Here is a 17,287-nt window from a genome sequence, read left to right as displayed (position 1 = left end):
AAAATTGCGACAGGGGCCAAGGCCCCTGTTTGTCTAACCAGAATTAATACGAGGAAGCTCTCATGGCTGTAACTGCCGCTTTAGTAAAAGAACTTCGCGAGCGCACTGGCGCTGGCATGATGGATTGTAAAAAAGCATTGGAAGAGACTGCAGGTGATATCGAAGCTGCAATCGACGCCATGCGTAAAAGTGGTCTGGCCAAAGCTGCCAAGAAAGCAGGCCGTATTGCCGCTGAAGGTACTATTTTAACTCGCGTAGCTAACGGTTTAGGTTTAGCTATTGAGTTTAACTGTGAAACAGACTTCGTAGCACGTGATGCCAGCTTCCTGGCTTTTGCTAACGCAGTTGCTGACTTAGCTCATGCTAACAAGCTGTTCACTGCAGAAGCTATTTTAGCTGCTGACTTAAACGGCACTTCAGTTGAAGACACCCGGGCAACTTTAGTTGCTAAAATCGGTGAAAACATCAACGTACGTCGTGCAGCAGTGGTTGAAGGCGCCGTAATCGGTTCTTACGTGCACTCAGGCCGTATCGGTGTATTAGCGGTGCTGGAAGGCGGTAACGAAGATATCGCTAAAGATGTTGCTATGCACGTTGCTGCTAATAACCCAGGCTTCTTAACGCCAGACGACGTGCCTGCTGATGTCGTAGAGCGTGAGCGCGTTATTCAAATTGATATCGCGGTTAACTCTGGTAAGCCACAAGAAATCGCTGAAAAAATGGTTGCTGGCCGTATGAGCAAGTTTACCGGCGAAGTAAGCTTAACGGGTCAGCCATTTGTGAAAGATCCATCAGTATCTGTTGGTGATTTCCTGAAGCAACACAGCGCTAAAGCCGTATCTTTCATCCGTTTAGAAGTAGGTGAAGGTATCGAGAAGAAAGAAGAAGACTTCGCTGCTGAAGTTGCCGCGCAAATCGCCGCAGCTAAAAAGTAATTTATTCTTCTGCCTTTGGGCAAAACCCGCTAAAATAACCGCGACTTTGAGTCTGAAAAGGCTTAAATCGCGGTTTTTTTTACCCGCAATTATCTAAATTCACCCCGGCACGATGAGGAAGTCATGAGCATAAATCCAAAACCCACCTACCGCAGGATCTTATTAAAACTCAGTGGCGAAGCGCTAATGGGCGACGAAGGCTTTGGCATCGACCCCAAAGTGCTGGACCGGATGGCACAGGAAATTAAAGAGCTGGTAGAGCTAGGTGTACAGGTTGGCATTGTGATTGGCGGCGGTAATATCTTCCGTGGTGAAGGTTTGGCCAAAGCCGGTATGAACCGGGTAGTGGGCGACCATATGGGTATGCTGGCTACGGTAATGAATGGCCTGGCAATGCGTGATGCGCTGCACCGCGCCTATGTTAACGCCCGTATGATGAGTGCTATTCCACTAAATGGCGTGTGTGACAACTACAGCTGGGCTGAAGCCATCAGCTTGTTAAAATCGGGTCGGGTAGTGATTTTCTCTGCCGGTACCGGCAACCCGTTTTTTACTACCGACTCTGCTGCCTGTCTGCGCGGCATTGAAATCGAAGCTGATGCGGTATTAAAAGCCACTAAGGTTGATGGTGTGTTTTCTGCCGATCCGGTAAAAGACCCAACCGCCACTTTATACAGCCAGCTTACCTATAATGAAGTGCTGGATAAAGAGCTTAAAGTGATGGATCTTGCCGCCTTTACCCTGGCAAGAGACCATAACTTGCAAATTCGGGTGTTTAATATGAATACACCTGGTGCGTTGAAGCGGGTGATCATGGGCGAGCAGGAAGGCACAGTCATCGACCACGCAGAAAATTTACAGTAAACTAGCCGACCTTGGTGCGGCTGTATTGCAGCCAGGCAATGAACAAAAAGGATATCGATCGTGATTAACGACATTATTACAGACAGCAAAGTGCGGATGGAAAAAAGCGTCGACGCACTTAAAGTACAATTAACTAAGGTGCGCACCGGTCGTGCCCACCCAAGCCTGTTAGATGGCATTTCTGTCTCTTACTACGGCACTGATACGCCACTGCGTCAGGTTGCTAACGTGTCTATCGACGATGCTCGTACTTTAGCTATTACCGTATTTGACAAAAGCATGGCTGCGGCGGTAGAAAAAGCCATTATGGCATCAGATTTAGGTTTAAACCCAATGTCTGCCGGTACCGTTATTCGTGTGCCTTTGCCAGCGTTAACCGAAGAGCGACGTAAAAGCCTGGTAAAGCTGGTGCGTGGCGAAGCAGAAAATGGCCGCGTTGCCGTGCGTAATATACGCCGTGATGCCAATGCGGATTTAAAAGCATTGCAAAAAGATAAAGCTATCAGTGAAGATGATGAGCGCCGTGCGGTGGAAGAAATTCAAAAAATTACTGACAGTTTCGTGAAAAAAATTGACGAAGTGCTGGCAGACAAAGAAAAGGAACTGATGGAAGTTTAATACAAACTTCTGTTAGGTTAGTAGCGTCGTGACGCTTTGGCTTTACGGCGCTTTTTTCTATTTTGCAGTAATGTTTTAGTAGTACAGAAATCAGCTTCAGACTGATGCAAAGGGTTAAGGACAGGTCACACCTATGACTGCACAGACGCAGCTCAAACCGCAAAGTTTGCCACAACACGTGGCAATAATAATGGATGGCAATGGCCGTTGGGCGCAGCGGCAGGGTAAGCCGCGGGTTTGGGGGCACAAAAAAGGCGTTGAAGCCGTGCGCCGCAGCGTTAGTCTTTGCCGCGAGCTGGGTATACCCTCGTTAACATTGTTTGCCTTTAGCAGTGAAAACTGGCGTCGGCCAGAAGATGAAGTTTCTACACTAATGCAGTTATTTTTAATGGTACTGCAAACGGAAGTGAAAACCTTACACAAACATAATGTACGCTTAAGGGTAGTCGGTGATCTGTCTGCGTTTAGCGATAAACTAAAAGCTAATATTGCTAAAGCAGAGCAACTTACCGCCAATAACACGGCGTTAACGTTGAATATTGCCGCCAATTATGGCGGCCGTTGGGATATTGCCAACGCTGCCCAAATGCTGGCCAGGCAAGTACAGGCTGGTGAGTTGTCACCTGAGCAGATAACCGAAACCCTGTTGGCACAGCATATTCAGATGCACGACCAACCTGAGCTGGATTTGTTGATCCGCACCGGTGGCGATTTACGCATCAGTAATTTTTTGCTGTGGCAGGCGGCATATGCAGAATTTTGGTTTACCGACACGCTATGGCCGGATTTTGATCAGCAAGTGTTTTCGGATGCTATAGCCGCTTTTGTCAACCGTGAGCGTCGTTTTGGTTGTACTGGCGAACAAGTACGACAATTGGCGGCGCTTGCTAAAGGATAATGAGATTGTTTAAACAACGGGTAATTACCGCGCTGCTCTTGGCGCCATTGGCTTTGGCTGCTGTATTTTACTTACCGCTGCCGGGTTTCGCTATGTTTATATCGGCGGCTTTTTTGCTCGGAGCCTGGGAGTGGAGTGGCTTTTGTGGTTTAGCCAGCAAGTCTATGCGTTGGGTCTATGTGGCACTGACAGCAGTGTTATTTGCATTACTTTATTGGCAACTGCCGGTTACACCCCAGTTTCCGATAGAGAGTAATATTTTACTTAGCAGCTTGTTGCTACTTGGTATTGTTTGGTGGTTATGTGCTGTCGCGCTGGTGCTTAGTTTTCCGCGTAGCCAACGTTTATGGGCAAAGCGTGACTGGCTAAAAGCATTGATGGGTTGGCTAACATTAATACCGGCCTGGGTAGCGGTATTGTTTATTCGTAACACCGACTATGCTGCTTCAAACTATACCGGTGCCTGGCTGATTTTTTGTTTGTTGGCATTGGTGTGGGCTGCTGACATTGGTGGTTATATTGTCGGCAAGCCGTTTGGCAAACATAAACTGCTGCCTAAAGTTAGCCCCGGCAAAACAGTCGAAGGTATGCTGGGCGGGCTGACACTGGTAGCCATAGTGGTTACTCTGGTCGCGGCACTAAAAGGCTGGCCGGCGCAAACCGGTATTTGGTATATCGCTGCATTGATCTTGACCGTGTTGTCGGTATTTGGCGATCTGACCGAAAGTATGTTTAAACGCGTAGCGGGTAAAAAAGACAGTGGTGCTTTTTTGCCCGGCCATGGCGGTATTTTAGATCGCATTGACAGCCTGACAGCAACAGCACCGCTGTACGCCGTACTTATCGCCATTTTCGGTGGTTTTTATTGATGCGTCAGGTTGTTATTCTTGGTTCAACCGGTTCTATTGGTGTAAGCACTTTGTCAGTGCTGGCCCAACATCGCCTGCAGTTTGGCGTGTTGGCTCTGACTGCTGCCAGTCAGGTGGATAAACTGCTGGCACAATGTCTGGAGTTTAAACCGCGTTATGCTGCGATGTTCGATGTCAAAGCTGCGGCTGAACTTAGCTTTCAGTTAAAACAAGCGGGTAGTTGTACCCAAGTGCTTAGCGGCCATGATGCGTTGTGTCAGCTGGCGGCACACCCTGATGCTGATATTGTGATGGCAGCTATAGTAGGTGCAGCTGGCTTGCTGCCAACACTGGCTGCGGTAGAACAGGGCAAAACTGTACTGCTGGCTAACAAAGAAGCGCTGGTGATGACCGGTGAGCTTTTTATCAATAAGGTAAAGCAACATGGTGCGACCTTATTGCCGATTGATAGCGAGCACAATGCTATTTTTCAATGCTTACCTGCTGCCTTGCAACAACACACTCATGACCAGGATCTTGCCGATTTTGGCATTAGTAAATTATTGCTGACCGGAAGTGGTGGGCCGTTTCTCGCTACGCCGTTAAGTGAATTTGCTAATATTACCCCAGCGCAAGCCGTGGCCCATCCAAACTGGAGTATGGGACAAAAAATCTCAGTCGACAGCGCCACTATGATGAACAAGGGCCTGGAATTTATAGAAGCGCGTTGGTTATTCAATTGTGCTGCTAACGATATTGAGGTGGTGATCCACCCGCAAAGTATTATTCACTCTATGGTGCAGTATACTGATGGCTCGATACTGGCGCAGTTAGGGCAACCTGATATGCGCACCCCTATTGCTTATGCGCTGGCGTTTCCCAAGCGTATTTCAAGCCCGGTAGCGCCGCTAAGTTTTAAACAACTGCGTGATTTTACCTTTACTGAACCCAGTCCAGAGCGCTATCCCAATTTATATCTGGCAATAGAAGCATGCCGGGCCGGGCAAGGCGCTACTACAGCACTTAACGCGGCGAATGAAGAAGCTGTTTCGGCTTTTCTGGCTGGACGGATCCGCTTTACTGACATTGCCCGGGTAAATAGCGATTGCCTGGCGCAATTTGTTGGTTTTCGAGCCAGTGTTCTGGATGATATAGTGGCGCTGGACCAACAAGCGCGACTAAGCGCTCAAGTTACCTTAAGGAAGTTATCCTGATGTCGGGTGTGATCTGGAATTTACTGTCATTTATCGTTGCCCTGGGTGTGCTGATAACAGTGCATGAGTTCGGTCATTTCTGGGTTGCCCGCAAAAACGGTGTCTTGGTAAAACGTTTTTCTATTGGCTTTGGTACAGCATTACTACGCTGGCGTGATAAACAAGGTACTGAATTTGTTATTGCTGCCATTCCGCTTGGCGGTTATGTGCGGATGTTAGATGAGCGGGTAGATCCGGTGCTGCCGCAGTTTAAAGATCTGGCGTTTAATCATAAAACCGTATGGCAACGGATGGCGATTATTGCCGCCGGTCCGGCAGCAAATTTTATTTTTGCCGTGTTTGCATTGTGGTTGATGTACATGCTTGGCGTGCAAACTATGCGCCCTGTTGTGGCCAATGTGGCACCACAATCTATCGCTGGGCAGGCTGGTTTTAAGCCAAATCAACAGATTATGGCGGTAAACCAGCATACCGCTACTGACATCAGTAGTGTGAATTTATTGCTGGTTGAACAGATTGGCCGCAGTAGTATTGCACTGCAGTTACGGGATATGCAAAGCAGTGAATTAACTACGCTAACACTTGATACCACAGACTGGCAGTTTGACCCCGAGAAACAAAGTGTATTTGAAAGCTTGGGCCTGCAACTTGCCAGGCCTCAGCTGTACACTAAAATAGCGCAGGTGGCACCAGGGTCAGCCGCAGAGCGCGATGGCCTGCAAGGCGGTGATACCTTGCTGCGTATCAATGATGAAGACATTAACGACTGGAGCCAGCTGCAACGTCTGGTGTCTAACGCGCCAGACCAGCCTCTGCAATTTACCCTGCAACGTGACGACAAAACATTACAACTAACCGTAACACCGTCGCGCCAGGTTGCTGATGACGGTTTCAGCCAGGGAGTGTTGGGTGTCACACCGACAGTCGGTGAATGGCCGGAAGGTGTGTTATACACGCGTCAGTATGGTGTGTTCGACGCTGTAGGCGCCGGGTTATCGCATACCTGGCAGTTGACCCGCTTAAGTATCGCCATGATTGGAAAGTTGCTTAGCGGTGATGTGTCGGTGAAGCATCTAAGCGGGCCAATTTCCATTGCACAGGGTGCAGGAACCACAGCCAGTATAGGTTTGGTGGCTTTTCTGTCGTTTTTGGCGCTGATAAGTGTTAACTTAGCCGTGATAAATTTGCTGCCCTTACCCGTGCTTGATGGCGGCCACCTAATGTATATGTTGGTGGAACTAATACGCGGTAAACCTGTCTCTGAAAAGACGCAGGAAACAGGTTTTCGCTTTGGAGCGTTAATCCTGCTGATGTTGATGGGAATTGCGCTGCTCAACGATATTTCTCGTTTGTAAATAACTAATCATAAGTAGTTCAAATAATGACAATTAAACGATTAGTAGCTGCGATGTTGCTTGCTACAAGCAGTAACTCGGTGCTCGCTGAAGAATCATTTACGGTTCAGGATATTCAGGTGGAAGGCCTGCAACGTGTCGCTTTGGGCGCTGCGCTGAACAATTTACCTTTTACCGTTGGCGATACGGTAACCGACTACAGTTTGTCGCGCAGTATCCGCGCGCTTTATTCTGCCGGTCATTTTGACGATATTAAAGTGTTTCGTGACGGTAACACGGTAGTTTTCCGCGTACGTGAGCGGCCGACTATTAATGCCATTGAATTTGATGGCAATAAAGACATAAAAGAAGAGCAGTTACTGGAAAGTTTGTCCGGAAATAAGGTTGAAGTAGGTGAGCCGCTGGACAAAACGGTATTAAAAAGTATTGAAAACGGCCTGACAGAGTTTTACCACGGTGTTGGTAAATATCAGGCAGAGGTTGACGTAGAGGTGACTTACCTGCCGCGCAACAGAGTAAACCTGAAGGTTAAGTTTGAAGAAGGCGATGCTGCTTCGGTACGGCAAATTAATATTGTCGGCAATAAGCTGTTTTCTGATGAGGAGTTGCTAAACAATATTGAGTCAATGCAAGACTTACCGTGGTGGCGTTTTATGTCATCTGATCGTTACCAAAAGCAGACATTGCAAGGCGACATTGAAAAAATAAACAGTTATTACCTGGACCGCGGTTATTTGCGTTTTAACATTGACTCGTCACAGGTGTCGGTAAGCCCGGATAAAGAGTCTGTGTATGTTACGCTTAATGTCACCGAAGGCGAGAAATACACGATTAAAGGCGTAAAGTTTGTTGGTGACCTGATTGGTCAGGACGACTTTATTAATCAGGTATTGCCGCTTAAAGATGGCCAGCTATATAACGGCGCGCTGGTGACCTACACCGAAGAGAGCATCTCTAAATTATTGGCGCGCTTTGGTTATGCCAACTCTAAAGTGCGTACCATCCCGAAAATTAATGACGATACTAAAGACGTTGAATTAACCATTAGTGTTGAACCTGGTAAGCGCGTTTATGTACGTCGTATTGCCGTATCTGGCAATGCCAACACCAAAGATGAAGTTGTGCGCCGTGAATTACGGCAAATGGAAGGTGCCTGGCTGTCAAATGATGCGCTTGAGTTATCTAAGCAACGTATACAGCGTTTACCTTATATAGAGTCAGTAGACTTTGAAACACTGCCTGTTGCAGGTATTGATGATCTGGTTGATGTGGGCTTTAAGGTTAAAGAGCAGCCATCAGGTAGCTTCAATGCCGGTATTTCTTACGGCAATTACATGGGCTTGCAATTTCAGGTTGGTGTACAGCAAGAGAACTTTTTTGGCTCAGGTAACAGCGCTGGTATCAATCTCAGTACCAACAAGTACCAAAAATCAATAAGTTTAAGCTATACCGACCCTTACTTTACCTTAGACGGTGTGAGTTTAGGCGGCCAGATATTCTACTCTGATCTGGATTACAGCAGTGCGTCATCTAACCTTGAAGCTTACAACTACACCCGTTATGGTGCAGGGGCCAGTATTGGCTATCCGGTTAACGAGTATAACCGGTTAAACTTTGGCGCAAACTACGTAGTTAACAAGATCAATTCTATTCAGGAATATGACCAGTTACGCCATTTCCGTGCCGTATTGCTAGACGCGCAGAACCCGGATGGTGGGTATAAGTTTACTAACTACGAGCTGTCGGCAGGCTGGGTGCGTAGCACATTAAACCGTGGTTTGTTTCCAACGGCAGGGCATTACCTTGGTGCGACACTTAAGGCGACTACACCTAACTCTGATTTAAAATACTACAAGGTGATGTTTGAAGCCCGCAACTATATCCCGCTAAGCAACGATCACAGCTGGTCGTTCCTGAGTAAGGTTGAACTGGGCTATGGCAACGGCTATGGCAGTGATGATGGCTATGACTTTACTTTGCCATTTACCGAAAACTTCAACGCCGGTGGTAGTAACCTGCGTGGCTTTGAAAGCCGTATTATCGGTCCACGTGCGATATTTCGCAGTGCCGATTCCGTTCCGGGTTTACCAGGCAGTGGGCAACCTGGTTTTCCAACCGGGCCAGAAGACGATCGCTATCAGGTATCACAACGCTCTATCGGCGGAAATGCGATGGCGGTCGCGACGTTAGAGCTTATTACACCCACGCCGTTTTTAAGCGATGATTACCGCAATTCAGTACGTACCAGTATTTTCGTCGATGCCGGTAATGTCTGGGATACAGAATTTGATCTAAACCGTTACGCAACCTTGACACAAATTGAAAATGGTCAAAGACAACCAGGCCTGATTGATTACGCTGACCCGGGCTTGATTCGGGCTACAGCTGGTGTATCTTTGCAGTGGATTTCGCCGATGGGCCCGCTTACCTTCAGCTTGGCGAAAATTATCAAAAAGCAAGAAGGTGATTTGCAGGAAAACTTCAGTTTTAATATTGGTACAACTTTCTAGATTAGAAAAATAGGGAACATAAGATGTTAAATACAAAAGTAGTAAAATGTGCACTGTTGTTTGTCGCTGGTTTTATGTTAGCGGGTAATGCTGCAGCGAAGGAAATGAAAATTGCGTATGTTGATGTGCAAGCTGTAGCGGCGAAGATCCCTCAGTCAGCTGCACTACAGGAAACTATTCGTAGTGAATTTGCTCAGCGCGTAGAAACGGTAAATAAGCTGGAAAAAGATATTAACTTTAACATTGAAAAATTACGCCGCGATGGCCCTACAATGAGTACAGAGCAGCAAGATAGCTTAAAAAACACCTTAAATACACAGCGCCAGCAGTATGAGCAGCTTGCCCGGCCGCTGGATGAGGAAATTCGTAACCGTCAGGCTGAAGAGCGTAATAAAATTTTGGCACTGATTAAAACCGCGATTGATGTTGTGGCAGAGCGTGAAAAGTTCGATATGGTGCTAAATTCTGGCGCGGCGGTATATGCAAAACCAGAATATGACATTTCTGAAGCTGTTGCCGCTCAGGTCAGCAAAGCAAAATAATGGTGTCGTATACCTTAGGTGAGCTGGCTGAGCAACTTGATGCTCAGCTACAAGGCGATGCTGCTTGCAGCATCGTTGCTATTGCAACGTTAGAGCATGCTGTCGCAGGTCAGATTAGCTTTTTATCTAACAGCAAATATCGTCGATTTTTAAGTCAAACCTCAGCTTCTGCAGTATTAATAACCGCACAAGATGTGCCTTTTCTGGCGCCTGGCGTTAGCGGTTTAATTGTTAAAGACCCTTATGTAGCTTTTGCCCGTGTAGCGCAGTGGTTAGATACAACACCGGCTGCAGCCGTAGATATTCATCCGACAGCTGTCATCGATGCATCAGCAATAGTAGGCCAGGGCGTGGCTGTGGCTGCTAATGCGGTTATTGCCGCCGGCGCTGTGCTGGGTGATAACGTGCAGATAGGCGCGGGTAGTTTTGTCGGTGAGCATGCCCGTATTGGTAATAACAGTAAGCTGTGGGCCAATACTACGGTATATCATAAAGTGCAGTTGGGTGAGCGCTGTATTGTGCACAGTGGTGCGGTAATTGGTGCTGATGGCTTCGGTTTTGCCAATGAGGGCGGACACTGGATTAAAATTCCACAAACCGGCAGTGTTGTTATTGGTGATGAGTGTGAAATTGGTGCCGGCACTACCATAGACCGCGGTGCCATTGCCGATACCATTGTGGGCAATAATGTCATTCTTGATAACCAATGTCAGATTGCTCATAACGTGCACATTGGCAACCATACTGCTATTGCTGGCTGTACTGTTATTGCCGGTAGTACTAAAATTGGGAGTTATTGCATCATTGGCGGCGCCGTTTGTATTAATGGCCACATCGAAATTTGTGACGGGGTCAATATCACTGGTATGGCCATGATAACCAAGTCAATTACAGAAAAAGGCGTATACTCGTCGGGGATCCCTGCGACAACTAATGCCGATTGGCGTAAGAACACAGCTAAGTTGCGCCAAATAGATCAATTATATCAGCGGGTAAAGCAGCTGGAGCAGCGGCTTGCTACTGTGCAGGGTGCACCGCATGTTGAACATCAGACAGAGGACTAGCTTTGGCTAATCAATTAAACAGCCTGCAAATTCAGGAAATTATGGCGTTATTGCCACATCGTTACCCGTTTCTTCTTATTGATAAAGTACTGGATTTTACGCCGGGTGAAAGCCTCACAGCACTAAAAAACGTGACTATAAATGAGCCCATTTTTACCGGCCACTTTCCTGGCATGCCTATTTTTCCGGGTGTTTTGATCCTTGAGGCCTTAGCACAGGCGACTGGCATCCTGGGTTTTAAAACCGTGGCAGAGCGCTCAGAAAACGAGTTGTATTTATTTGCCGCTATCGACGACGCCCGCTTTAAAAAGCCCGTGGTACCGGGCGACACCATGATATTAGACGTAAAGTTTTTAAAAGAGCGCCGCAACATGTGGAAGTTTTACGGCGAAGCAAAAGTTGAAGGCCAGATTGTCTGCTCGGCGGAGCTGATGTGTGCCAGAAGAGAGCTATAACGTGATCCATGCTACTGCAGTAATTGAAGCAAGCGCCAAGCTTGGTAACAATGTGAAAATAGGCCCGTTCTGTTATGTCGGCCACAATGTGGTGTTGGGCGATGACTGTGTACTGGAGTCGCATGTTGCTATCAAAGGCCCCAGCACTATTGGTAAAGGCAATCATTTTTTCCAGTTCGCCAGCATAGGTGAAGCCTGCCAGGATAAGAAGTATCAAGGCGAAGCAACCGAGTTAATCGTCGGTGATTACAACGTGTTTCGCGAAGGTTGCTCAGTGCATCGCGGAACAGTGCAAGATCAGGGTAAAACCATCATTGGCAGCCACAACCTGTTTATGAACAGCACCCATGTTGCGCATGACTGCGTCATTGGCAGCCACACCATTTTTGCCAGTGGCGCTCAAGCCGCGGGGCATGTGCATATTGGCGATTGGGCCATTTTAGGTGGTATGACCGGCGTGCACCAATTTGTGCACATCGGCGCGCATAGCTTTTGCGGTGGTGGGTCTATTGTTTTAAAAGATGTGCCGCCGTATTTGATGGTGCACGGAGCGCCTTGTATACCAGCGGGTATTAACACCGAAGGCTTAAAACGTCGAGGTTACAGCAGTGAAGCGCTGTTAGAAATCCGCCGTGCTTATAAAGAAGTATACCGCAAAGGCCAGACGGTGGCTGAAGCCTTAGCTGCGCTGGCAGATAAAGCCGCAGAAGTGCCCGAGCTTAAGCTGTTTACCGACTTTATCGCCAACGCCAGCAGAGGCATAGTGCGCTGATGCCTGTGAAGCAACCGCTTAAAATTGCCATTATCGCCGGGGAACACTCCGGCGATATTTTAGGTGCTGACCTGATCACCGCGCTTAAAGCAGTACATCCCGATGCTGTATTTTATGGCATCGGCGGCCCGCGCATGCAGGCGCTGGGTTTTACCGCCTTGTTTGACATGGAAGAACTGGCGGTAATGGGTATAGTCGAGGTACTGGGCCGCTTGCCGCGCTTACTTCAGGTAAAACGCCAGATACTTGCTGCCTTGCTAGCCGATAAGCCTGATGTATTTGTTGGTATAGATGCGCCGGATTTTAACCTGCCGGTAGAGTTAAAGTTAAAGCAGGCGGGCATTAAGACAGTACACTACGTTAGCCCGTCAGTTTGGGCCTGGCGCCATAAGCGCATCTTTAAAATCGCTGCAGCCACTAACATGGTGCTGTCGCTATTGCCGTTTGAAAAAGCCTTTTATGATAAATATCAGGTGCCCTGCACCTTTGTTGGCCACACCATGGCAGATACTATGCCACTGGATGTCGACAAAGCCACAGCTAAAACAGCGTTGGGGCTAGACTCTGCCAGACCGGTGCTGGCGCTGATGCCCGGCAGCCGCACTAACGAAATTAAACTGTTGGCTGGTGACTTTTTGCAGGCCGCTTTGTTGCTGCAGCAACAATTGCCCGAGCTGCAATTTGTAACCAATATGGTTACGGAGCAAAAAGCTTTACAGTTTAATGCCATTAAACAACAGATAGCGCCAGATCTTAACATCACGCAGTTTACCGGCCAGGCCCGGCAGGTATTGTTAGCCGCTGACGCCACCTTTATTACTTCTGGTACCGCAACATTAGAAGCCATGCTGGCTAAGTGCTTAATGGTGGTGGCCTACCGGGCGAACTGGCTCACCTATCAGATAGGTAAGCGGTTGGTTAAACTGGCACATTTTAGCCTGCCAAACTTACTTGCCGGCCGTGGCATGGTGCCAGAATTATTGCAGCATGATGTCACGCCTCTGGCGTTGGTTAACGCTATGCTGCCGCAATTAACGGCCTCGCGTGATACCTTATTGGCTGAGTACCGTAGCTTGCACCAGAGCATTAAATGCGACGCCAGCGCCAGGGCAGCCCAGGCTATATTAAAGGTAGTAAAAGATGATGTTGTATCCGCGTCCTGATGTAAAACTTATTTGTGGCGTTGATGAGGTAGGCCGAGGCCCGCTAATTGGTGCTGTGGTTACTGCAGCGGTGATCCTCGACCCGACAAAGCCAATTTCCGGCCTGACCGATTCAAAGAAACTTAGTGAAAAACGCCGTGCAGAGCTTTCAGAGCTAATCAAACAGCAGGCGCTATGTTGGGCGCTTGGCCGTGCTGAGCCGCACGAGATTGACCAGTTAAATATCTTGCAGGCCACCATGCTGGCAATGCGCCGTGCGGTCGCTGCGCTGACAATCCGGCCAGAATGGGTGCTGGTTGATGGCAACCGTACCTCCGACTTTGGTATCCCAGCCAGCGCTGTGGTAAAAGGCGATGCCTTGGTGCCGGAGATCAGTGCCGCGTCTATTATTGCCAAGGTAGCGCGGGATAGCGAAATGCATGCTCTGCATCTGGCACATCCGCAGTATGGCTTTGCTGACCATAAAGGCTACCCAACTGCAGCGCATATGGCAGCGATAGCGCGCCATGGCATTTTACCAGAGCATAGACGCAGCTTTAAACCGGTGCGGCTGGTATTGGAGCAACAAGTTTAATGAGTAGCCCGGCTTTTATTCATCTGCGTGTACACAGCGATTTCTCTATGGTCGATGGCGTTGCTAAGGTAAAACCGATTGTAAAAGCGGCGCAACAGCAAAATATGCCTGCTTTGGCCTTGACTGATCAGATGAACTTTTGTGGCTTGGTACGGTTTTACAGCGCTGCGCATGATGCGGGTATCAAGCCGATTATTGGCGTCGACTGCTATGTCTTGCACCCGTTATTTGGCAACGAAACTGGCCGTATTCTGCTACTTGCTGCCAATAATACTGGCTACCAAAACCTGTGCAATCTTATTTCCAAGGCGTACTTACGCGGCCATGTCGACGGTAAACCGCAAATTGAACATGACTGGCTGGCAGAGTTTGCCGACGGCGTAATTGTGCTGTCAGCCGGTAAAGACGGCTTACTGGGTAAAGCGCTGCTCAAGCAAAATGAGCAAACTGTGGTGCAACTGCTGCAATTTTATCAGCAGCATTTTCCACAGCGCTTTTATCTGGAACTGACACGTACCGGCCGTGCCGACGAAGAATTGTATATCCAGCATGCTGTAATGTTAGCCGAGCAACACGGTCTGCCGGTAGTTGCGACTAATGAAGTCGTATTTTTAAAACCCGGCGATTTCGCTGCACATGAAATTCGGGTGGCCATTCACGACGGTTACACTCTGGATGACAAACGCCGGCCAAAAAATTACTCAGAGCAGCAGTACTTAAAATCAGCTGAAGAAATGCAACAGGTGTTTGCCGACTTGCCCGAAGCGCTACAAAATTCGGTAGAAATTGCCAAACGCTGCAATGTCACCATTCGCCTCGGCGAATACTTTTTGCCGGCTTTTCCTACCGGTGGTATGACTGACGCTGATTTTCTGGTAATGAAGTCACGCGAAGGCCTGGAAGATCGTTTACTGCAACTGTTTCCTGATGCGAGTGTGCGTGAGGTAAAACGCCAGCCCTATGACGAGCGGTTGCAAATAGAGCTGGATGTTATTAACCAAATGGGGTTTCCGGGCTACTTTTTGGTGGTTATGGAATTTATTCAGTGGAGCAAAGACAACGATATTCCGGTGGGGCCAGGACGCGGATCGGGTGCGGGCTCACTGGTGGCTTATGCACTGAAGATAACCGATTTAGACCCGTTGGAATTTGACCTGCTGTTTGAGCGCTTCTTAAACCCTGAGCGGGTATCGATGCCAGATTTTGACGTCGACTTCTGTATGGACCGGCGCGATGAGGTTATCGAGCACGTAGCCGATATGTATGGCCGCGAAGCGGTATCGCAAATCATCACTTTTGGTACCATGGCTGCCAAGGCCGTTATCCGCGATGTGGGGCGGGTGCTGGGCCATCCCTACGGTTTTGTCGACCGGATATCAAAGCTGGTGCCGCCAACACCGGGCATGACACTGGAACAGGCGTTTAAAGAAGAACCACGCTTACCGGAACTGTATGAACAAGATCAAGATGTCAAAGATCTGATTGATATGGCGCGCCAGTTAGAGGGCGTAACCCGTAACGCTGGCAAGCATGCTGGTGGTGTGGTGATAGCACCAACTAAAATTACCGATTTCTCCCCGTTGTATTGCGATGATGAGGGCAACAATCCGGTTACCCAGTTTGATAAAAACGACGTTGAATACGCCGGTTTGGTAAAGTTTGACTTTCTTGGTTTGCGTACATTGACCATATTGCAGTGGGCAGTGAATATGGCTAACGAGCGGCTAAGCCGCGAAGGCAAGCCGCTGGTAGATGTGAACAACATACCGCTTACCGACCGCAAAAGTTATGATGTGCTGATGAAAGCTGATACCACTGCGGTGTTTCAGCTCGAATCTCGCGGCATGAAAGATCTGATCCGCCGCCTGCAACCTGACTGTTTTGAAGATATGATTGCGCTTGTGGCCTTGTTTCGCCCAGGCCCCTTGCAATCGGGCATGGTAGATAACTTTATCGACCGAAAACGAGGCCGTGAGGCCATATCTTACCCTGACGCAACCTGGCAGCATGAATCATTAAAGCCGATCCTGGAACCAACCTACGGCATTATCCTGTACCAGGAACAGGTAATGCAGATTGCTCAGGTGCTATCGGGCTATTCACTGGGTGGTGCTGACTTACTGCGCCGTGCTATGGGTAAGAAAAAGCCCGAAGAGATGGCCAAACAACGTGATACCTTTCAGGAAGGTGCGGCGCAAAACGGTATCGACCCTGATCTGGCAATTAAAATCTTTGACCTGGTAGAAAAATTTGCCGGTTACGGTTTTAACAAATCTCACTCTGCAGCTTACGCGCTGGTGTCGTATCAAACGCTGTGGATGAAGGCGCACTATCCGGCTGAGTTTATGGCTGCGGTAATGTCGGCCGATATGGACAACACCGACAAAATAGTGACACTGGTTGACGAGTGCGAGCGCATGAAGCTGGTGTTGATACCGCCGGATGTTAATACCGGGTTGTACAAATTTACCGTGAATCGCCAGGGCCATATTGTTTATGGTATCGGCGCAATTAAAGGTGTGGGTGAAAGCCCTATAGAAGCCATTATTGAAGCGCGCCAACAGCATGGCCAGTTTAATGATCTTTTTGATTTTTGTGCCAAAGTAGATTTAAAACGCTTAAATCGGCGGGTGATGGAAAAGCTGATTTTGTCCGGAGCCATGGACCGCTTAGGCCCACATCGTGCCGCCTTGATGGCCAGCTTAGGAGAGGCGATGAAAGCGGCCGAGCAACATGCCAAAGCACAGGCTGTGGGGCAGGACGATTTATTTGGCTTACTAAGCCCCGAGCCAGATGCTGCAAACACTGCGTTTAAACACGTTGAGCCCTGGCCAGATGAAGTGTGGCTGGACGGCGAACGTGAAACGCTGGGTTTATACCTTACCGGGCACCCGATAAATCGCTATCTGGCTGAGATCCCGCGTTATGTTAACTGCCGGCTGGTCGATTTACAGCCAACCCGGAAAGATCAAAGTGTTACCGTCGCTGGTTTAGTAGTATCGGTAAGGGTAATGATAAATAAAAAAGGCCGGCGCTGGGCTATTGTCACGTTGGATGATAAATCAGCGCGGCTTGATGTACGGTTTTTTCCCGACATGCTGGAAAACTTCGAGCAACTGTTACAAAAAGACCATATTTTGGTGATAACGGGACAGGTCAGCTTTGATGATTTTAATGGCGGCCTTACAATGACCGGCCGCGATGTTAATGAGATCACTGCAGTAAGGGAAAAGTCTCTGCGATCTCTGAATATCACTGTACAATCGCTGCAAATAGACCACAATTACCTGCAAAGATTACAGCAGGTGCTCAGCGAGTTTAACGCCGGTACTGTGCCGGTGAAACTACGCTATCAACGCCAGGAAGGCGAAGTCACGTTACAATTTGGAACGCAGTGGTGGGTAACGCCTGCCGATGCTCTGTTGCATCAGTTAAAGCAACTGGCGACAATAGAACTGGAATTTAATTAATTAGG

Annotated in this window: 15 protein-coding genes; all 15 read left to right on the top strand. The window is 48.4% G+C overall.

Features of this window, described 5'->3' with window-relative positions:
• The first annotated feature begins 62 nt into the window (after positions 1-62).
• Positions 63-935 (top strand): translation elongation factor Ts, encoded by an 873-nt coding sequence (gene tsf, locus ACYVIC_RS19110; protein WP_460862495.1) that lies wholly within the window; start codon positions 63-65, stop codon positions 933-935.
• A gap of 123 nt (positions 936-1,058) precedes the next feature.
• The gene (gene pyrH / locus ACYVIC_RS19105) at positions 1,059-1,799 is read left to right on the top strand and encodes a UMP kinase (protein WP_460862493.1); all 741 of its coding nucleotides are present in this window, start codon (positions 1,059-1,061) and stop codon (positions 1,797-1,799) included.
• Positions 1,800-1,859: 60 nt separating this feature from the next.
• A complete protein-coding gene (frr, locus tag ACYVIC_RS19100) occupies positions 1,860-2,417 on the top strand; it encodes a ribosome recycling factor (protein ID WP_445766647.1) in 558 nt (185 codons plus the stop codon).
• A gap of 133 nt (positions 2,418-2,550) precedes the next feature.
• Positions 2,551-3,315: a polyprenyl diphosphate synthase gene (gene uppS / locus ACYVIC_RS19095; protein ID WP_460862492.1), complete on the top strand. Its 765-nt coding sequence runs from the start codon at positions 2,551-2,553 to the stop codon at positions 3,313-3,315.
• Positions 3,315-4,184 carry a phosphatidate cytidylyltransferase gene (locus ACYVIC_RS19090; RefSeq protein WP_460862491.1) on the top strand — a complete coding sequence of 290 codons (870 nt, stop codon included), beginning with the start codon at positions 3,315-3,317 and terminating at the stop codon, positions 4,182-4,184. Before uppS ends, ACYVIC_RS19090 begins: the two co-directional genes overlap by 1 nt.
• Positions 4,184-5,377, top strand: a complete 1,194-nt coding sequence (gene ispC / locus ACYVIC_RS19085; protein ID WP_460862664.1) for a 1-deoxy-D-xylulose-5-phosphate reductoisomerase — start codon at positions 4,184-4,186, stop codon at positions 5,375-5,377. Before ACYVIC_RS19090 ends, ispC begins: the two co-directional genes overlap by 1 nt.
• A complete protein-coding gene (gene rseP / locus ACYVIC_RS19080; RefSeq protein ID WP_460862489.1) occupies positions 5,377-6,732 on the top strand; it encodes a sigma E protease regulator RseP in 1,356 nt (451 codons plus the stop codon). Before ispC ends, rseP begins: the two co-directional genes overlap by 1 nt.
• 26 nt (positions 6,733-6,758) lie before the next feature.
• Positions 6,759-9,242, top strand: coding sequence for an outer membrane protein assembly factor BamA (bamA, locus tag ACYVIC_RS19075; protein ID WP_460862488.1), 2,484 nt, complete (start codon positions 6,759-6,761; stop codon positions 9,240-9,242).
• Positions 9,243-9,265: 23 nt separating this feature from the next.
• On the top strand, positions 9,266-9,784 hold the full coding sequence (locus ACYVIC_RS19070) for an OmpH/Skp family outer membrane protein (protein WP_460862486.1): 519 nt from the start codon (positions 9,266-9,268) through the stop codon (positions 9,782-9,784).
• Positions 9,784-10,848, top strand: coding sequence for a UDP-3-O-(3-hydroxymyristoyl)glucosamine N-acyltransferase (gene lpxD / locus ACYVIC_RS19065; protein WP_460862484.1), 1,065 nt, complete (start codon positions 9,784-9,786; stop codon positions 10,846-10,848). The genes ACYVIC_RS19070 and lpxD overlap by 1 nt, the downstream gene beginning before the upstream one ends.
• Before the next feature lie 2 nt (positions 10,849-10,850).
• Positions 10,851-11,303, top strand: a complete 453-nt coding sequence (fabZ, locus tag ACYVIC_RS19060) for a 3-hydroxyacyl-ACP dehydratase FabZ (protein WP_460862482.1) — start codon at positions 10,851-10,853, stop codon at positions 11,301-11,303.
• Positions 11,284-12,075 (top strand): acyl-ACP--UDP-N-acetylglucosamine O-acyltransferase, encoded by a 792-nt coding sequence (gene lpxA / locus ACYVIC_RS19055; protein ID WP_460862480.1) that lies wholly within the window; start codon positions 11,284-11,286, stop codon positions 12,073-12,075. The genes fabZ and lpxA overlap by 20 nt, the downstream gene beginning before the upstream one ends.
• Positions 12,075-13,238 (top strand): lipid-A-disaccharide synthase, encoded by a 1,164-nt coding sequence (gene lpxB, locus ACYVIC_RS19050; RefSeq protein WP_460862478.1) that lies wholly within the window; start codon positions 12,075-12,077, stop codon positions 13,236-13,238. The genes lpxA and lpxB overlap by 1 nt, the downstream gene beginning before the upstream one ends.
• On the top strand, positions 13,216-13,812 hold the full coding sequence (gene rnhB / locus ACYVIC_RS19045) for a ribonuclease HII (RefSeq protein ID WP_460862476.1): 597 nt from the start codon (positions 13,216-13,218) through the stop codon (positions 13,810-13,812). The genes lpxB and rnhB overlap by 23 nt, the downstream gene beginning before the upstream one ends.
• Positions 13,812-17,282: a DNA polymerase III subunit alpha gene (gene dnaE / locus ACYVIC_RS19040; protein WP_460862475.1), complete on the top strand. Its 3,471-nt coding sequence runs from the start codon at positions 13,812-13,814 to the stop codon at positions 17,280-17,282. Before rnhB ends, dnaE begins: the two co-directional genes overlap by 1 nt.
• The last annotated feature ends 5 nt before the right edge of the window (positions 17,283-17,287 follow it).

This window comes from Rheinheimera gaetbuli, from assembly GCF_054781935.1.
The sequence above is the reverse complement of the archived record's forward strand: the minus strand, read 5'-3'. Positions and strand labels throughout refer to the sequence as shown.

What these genes read in the sequence shown, in the direction of transcription:
- pyrH (WP_460862493.1), top strand. Translation starts at nt 1,059, where the DNA reads ATGAGCATAAATCCAAAACCCACCTACCGCAGGATCTTATTAAAACTC.
- bamA (WP_460862488.1), top strand. Translation starts at nt 6,759, where the DNA reads ATGACAATTAAACGATTAGTAGCTGCGATGTTGCTTGCTACAAGCAGT.
- uppS (WP_460862492.1), top strand. Translation starts at nt 2,551, where the DNA reads ATGACTGCACAGACGCAGCTCAAACCGCAAAGTTTGCCACAACACGTG.
- lpxB (WP_460862478.1), top strand. Translation starts at nt 12,075, where the DNA reads ATGCCTGTGAAGCAACCGCTTAAAATTGCCATTATCGCCGGGGAACAC.
- rnhB (WP_460862476.1), top strand. Translation starts at nt 13,216, where the DNA reads ATGATGTTGTATCCGCGTCCTGATGTAAAACTTATTTGTGGCGTTGAT.
- ispC (WP_460862664.1), top strand. Translation starts at nt 4,184, where the DNA reads ATGCGTCAGGTTGTTATTCTTGGTTCAACCGGTTCTATTGGTGTAAGC.
- dnaE (WP_460862475.1), top strand. Translation starts at nt 13,812, where the DNA reads ATGAGTAGCCCGGCTTTTATTCATCTGCGTGTACACAGCGATTTCTCT.
- lpxD (WP_460862484.1), top strand. Translation starts at nt 9,784, where the DNA reads ATGGTGTCGTATACCTTAGGTGAGCTGGCTGAGCAACTTGATGCTCAG.
- ACYVIC_RS19090 (WP_460862491.1), top strand. Translation starts at nt 3,315, where the DNA reads ATGAGATTGTTTAAACAACGGGTAATTACCGCGCTGCTCTTGGCGCCA.
- tsf (WP_460862495.1), top strand. Translation starts at nt 63, where the DNA reads ATGGCTGTAACTGCCGCTTTAGTAAAAGAACTTCGCGAGCGCACTGGC.
- ACYVIC_RS19070 (WP_460862486.1), top strand. Translation starts at nt 9,266, where the DNA reads ATGTTAAATACAAAAGTAGTAAAATGTGCACTGTTGTTTGTCGCTGGT.
- rseP (WP_460862489.1), top strand. Translation starts at nt 5,377, where the DNA reads ATGTCGGGTGTGATCTGGAATTTACTGTCATTTATCGTTGCCCTGGGT.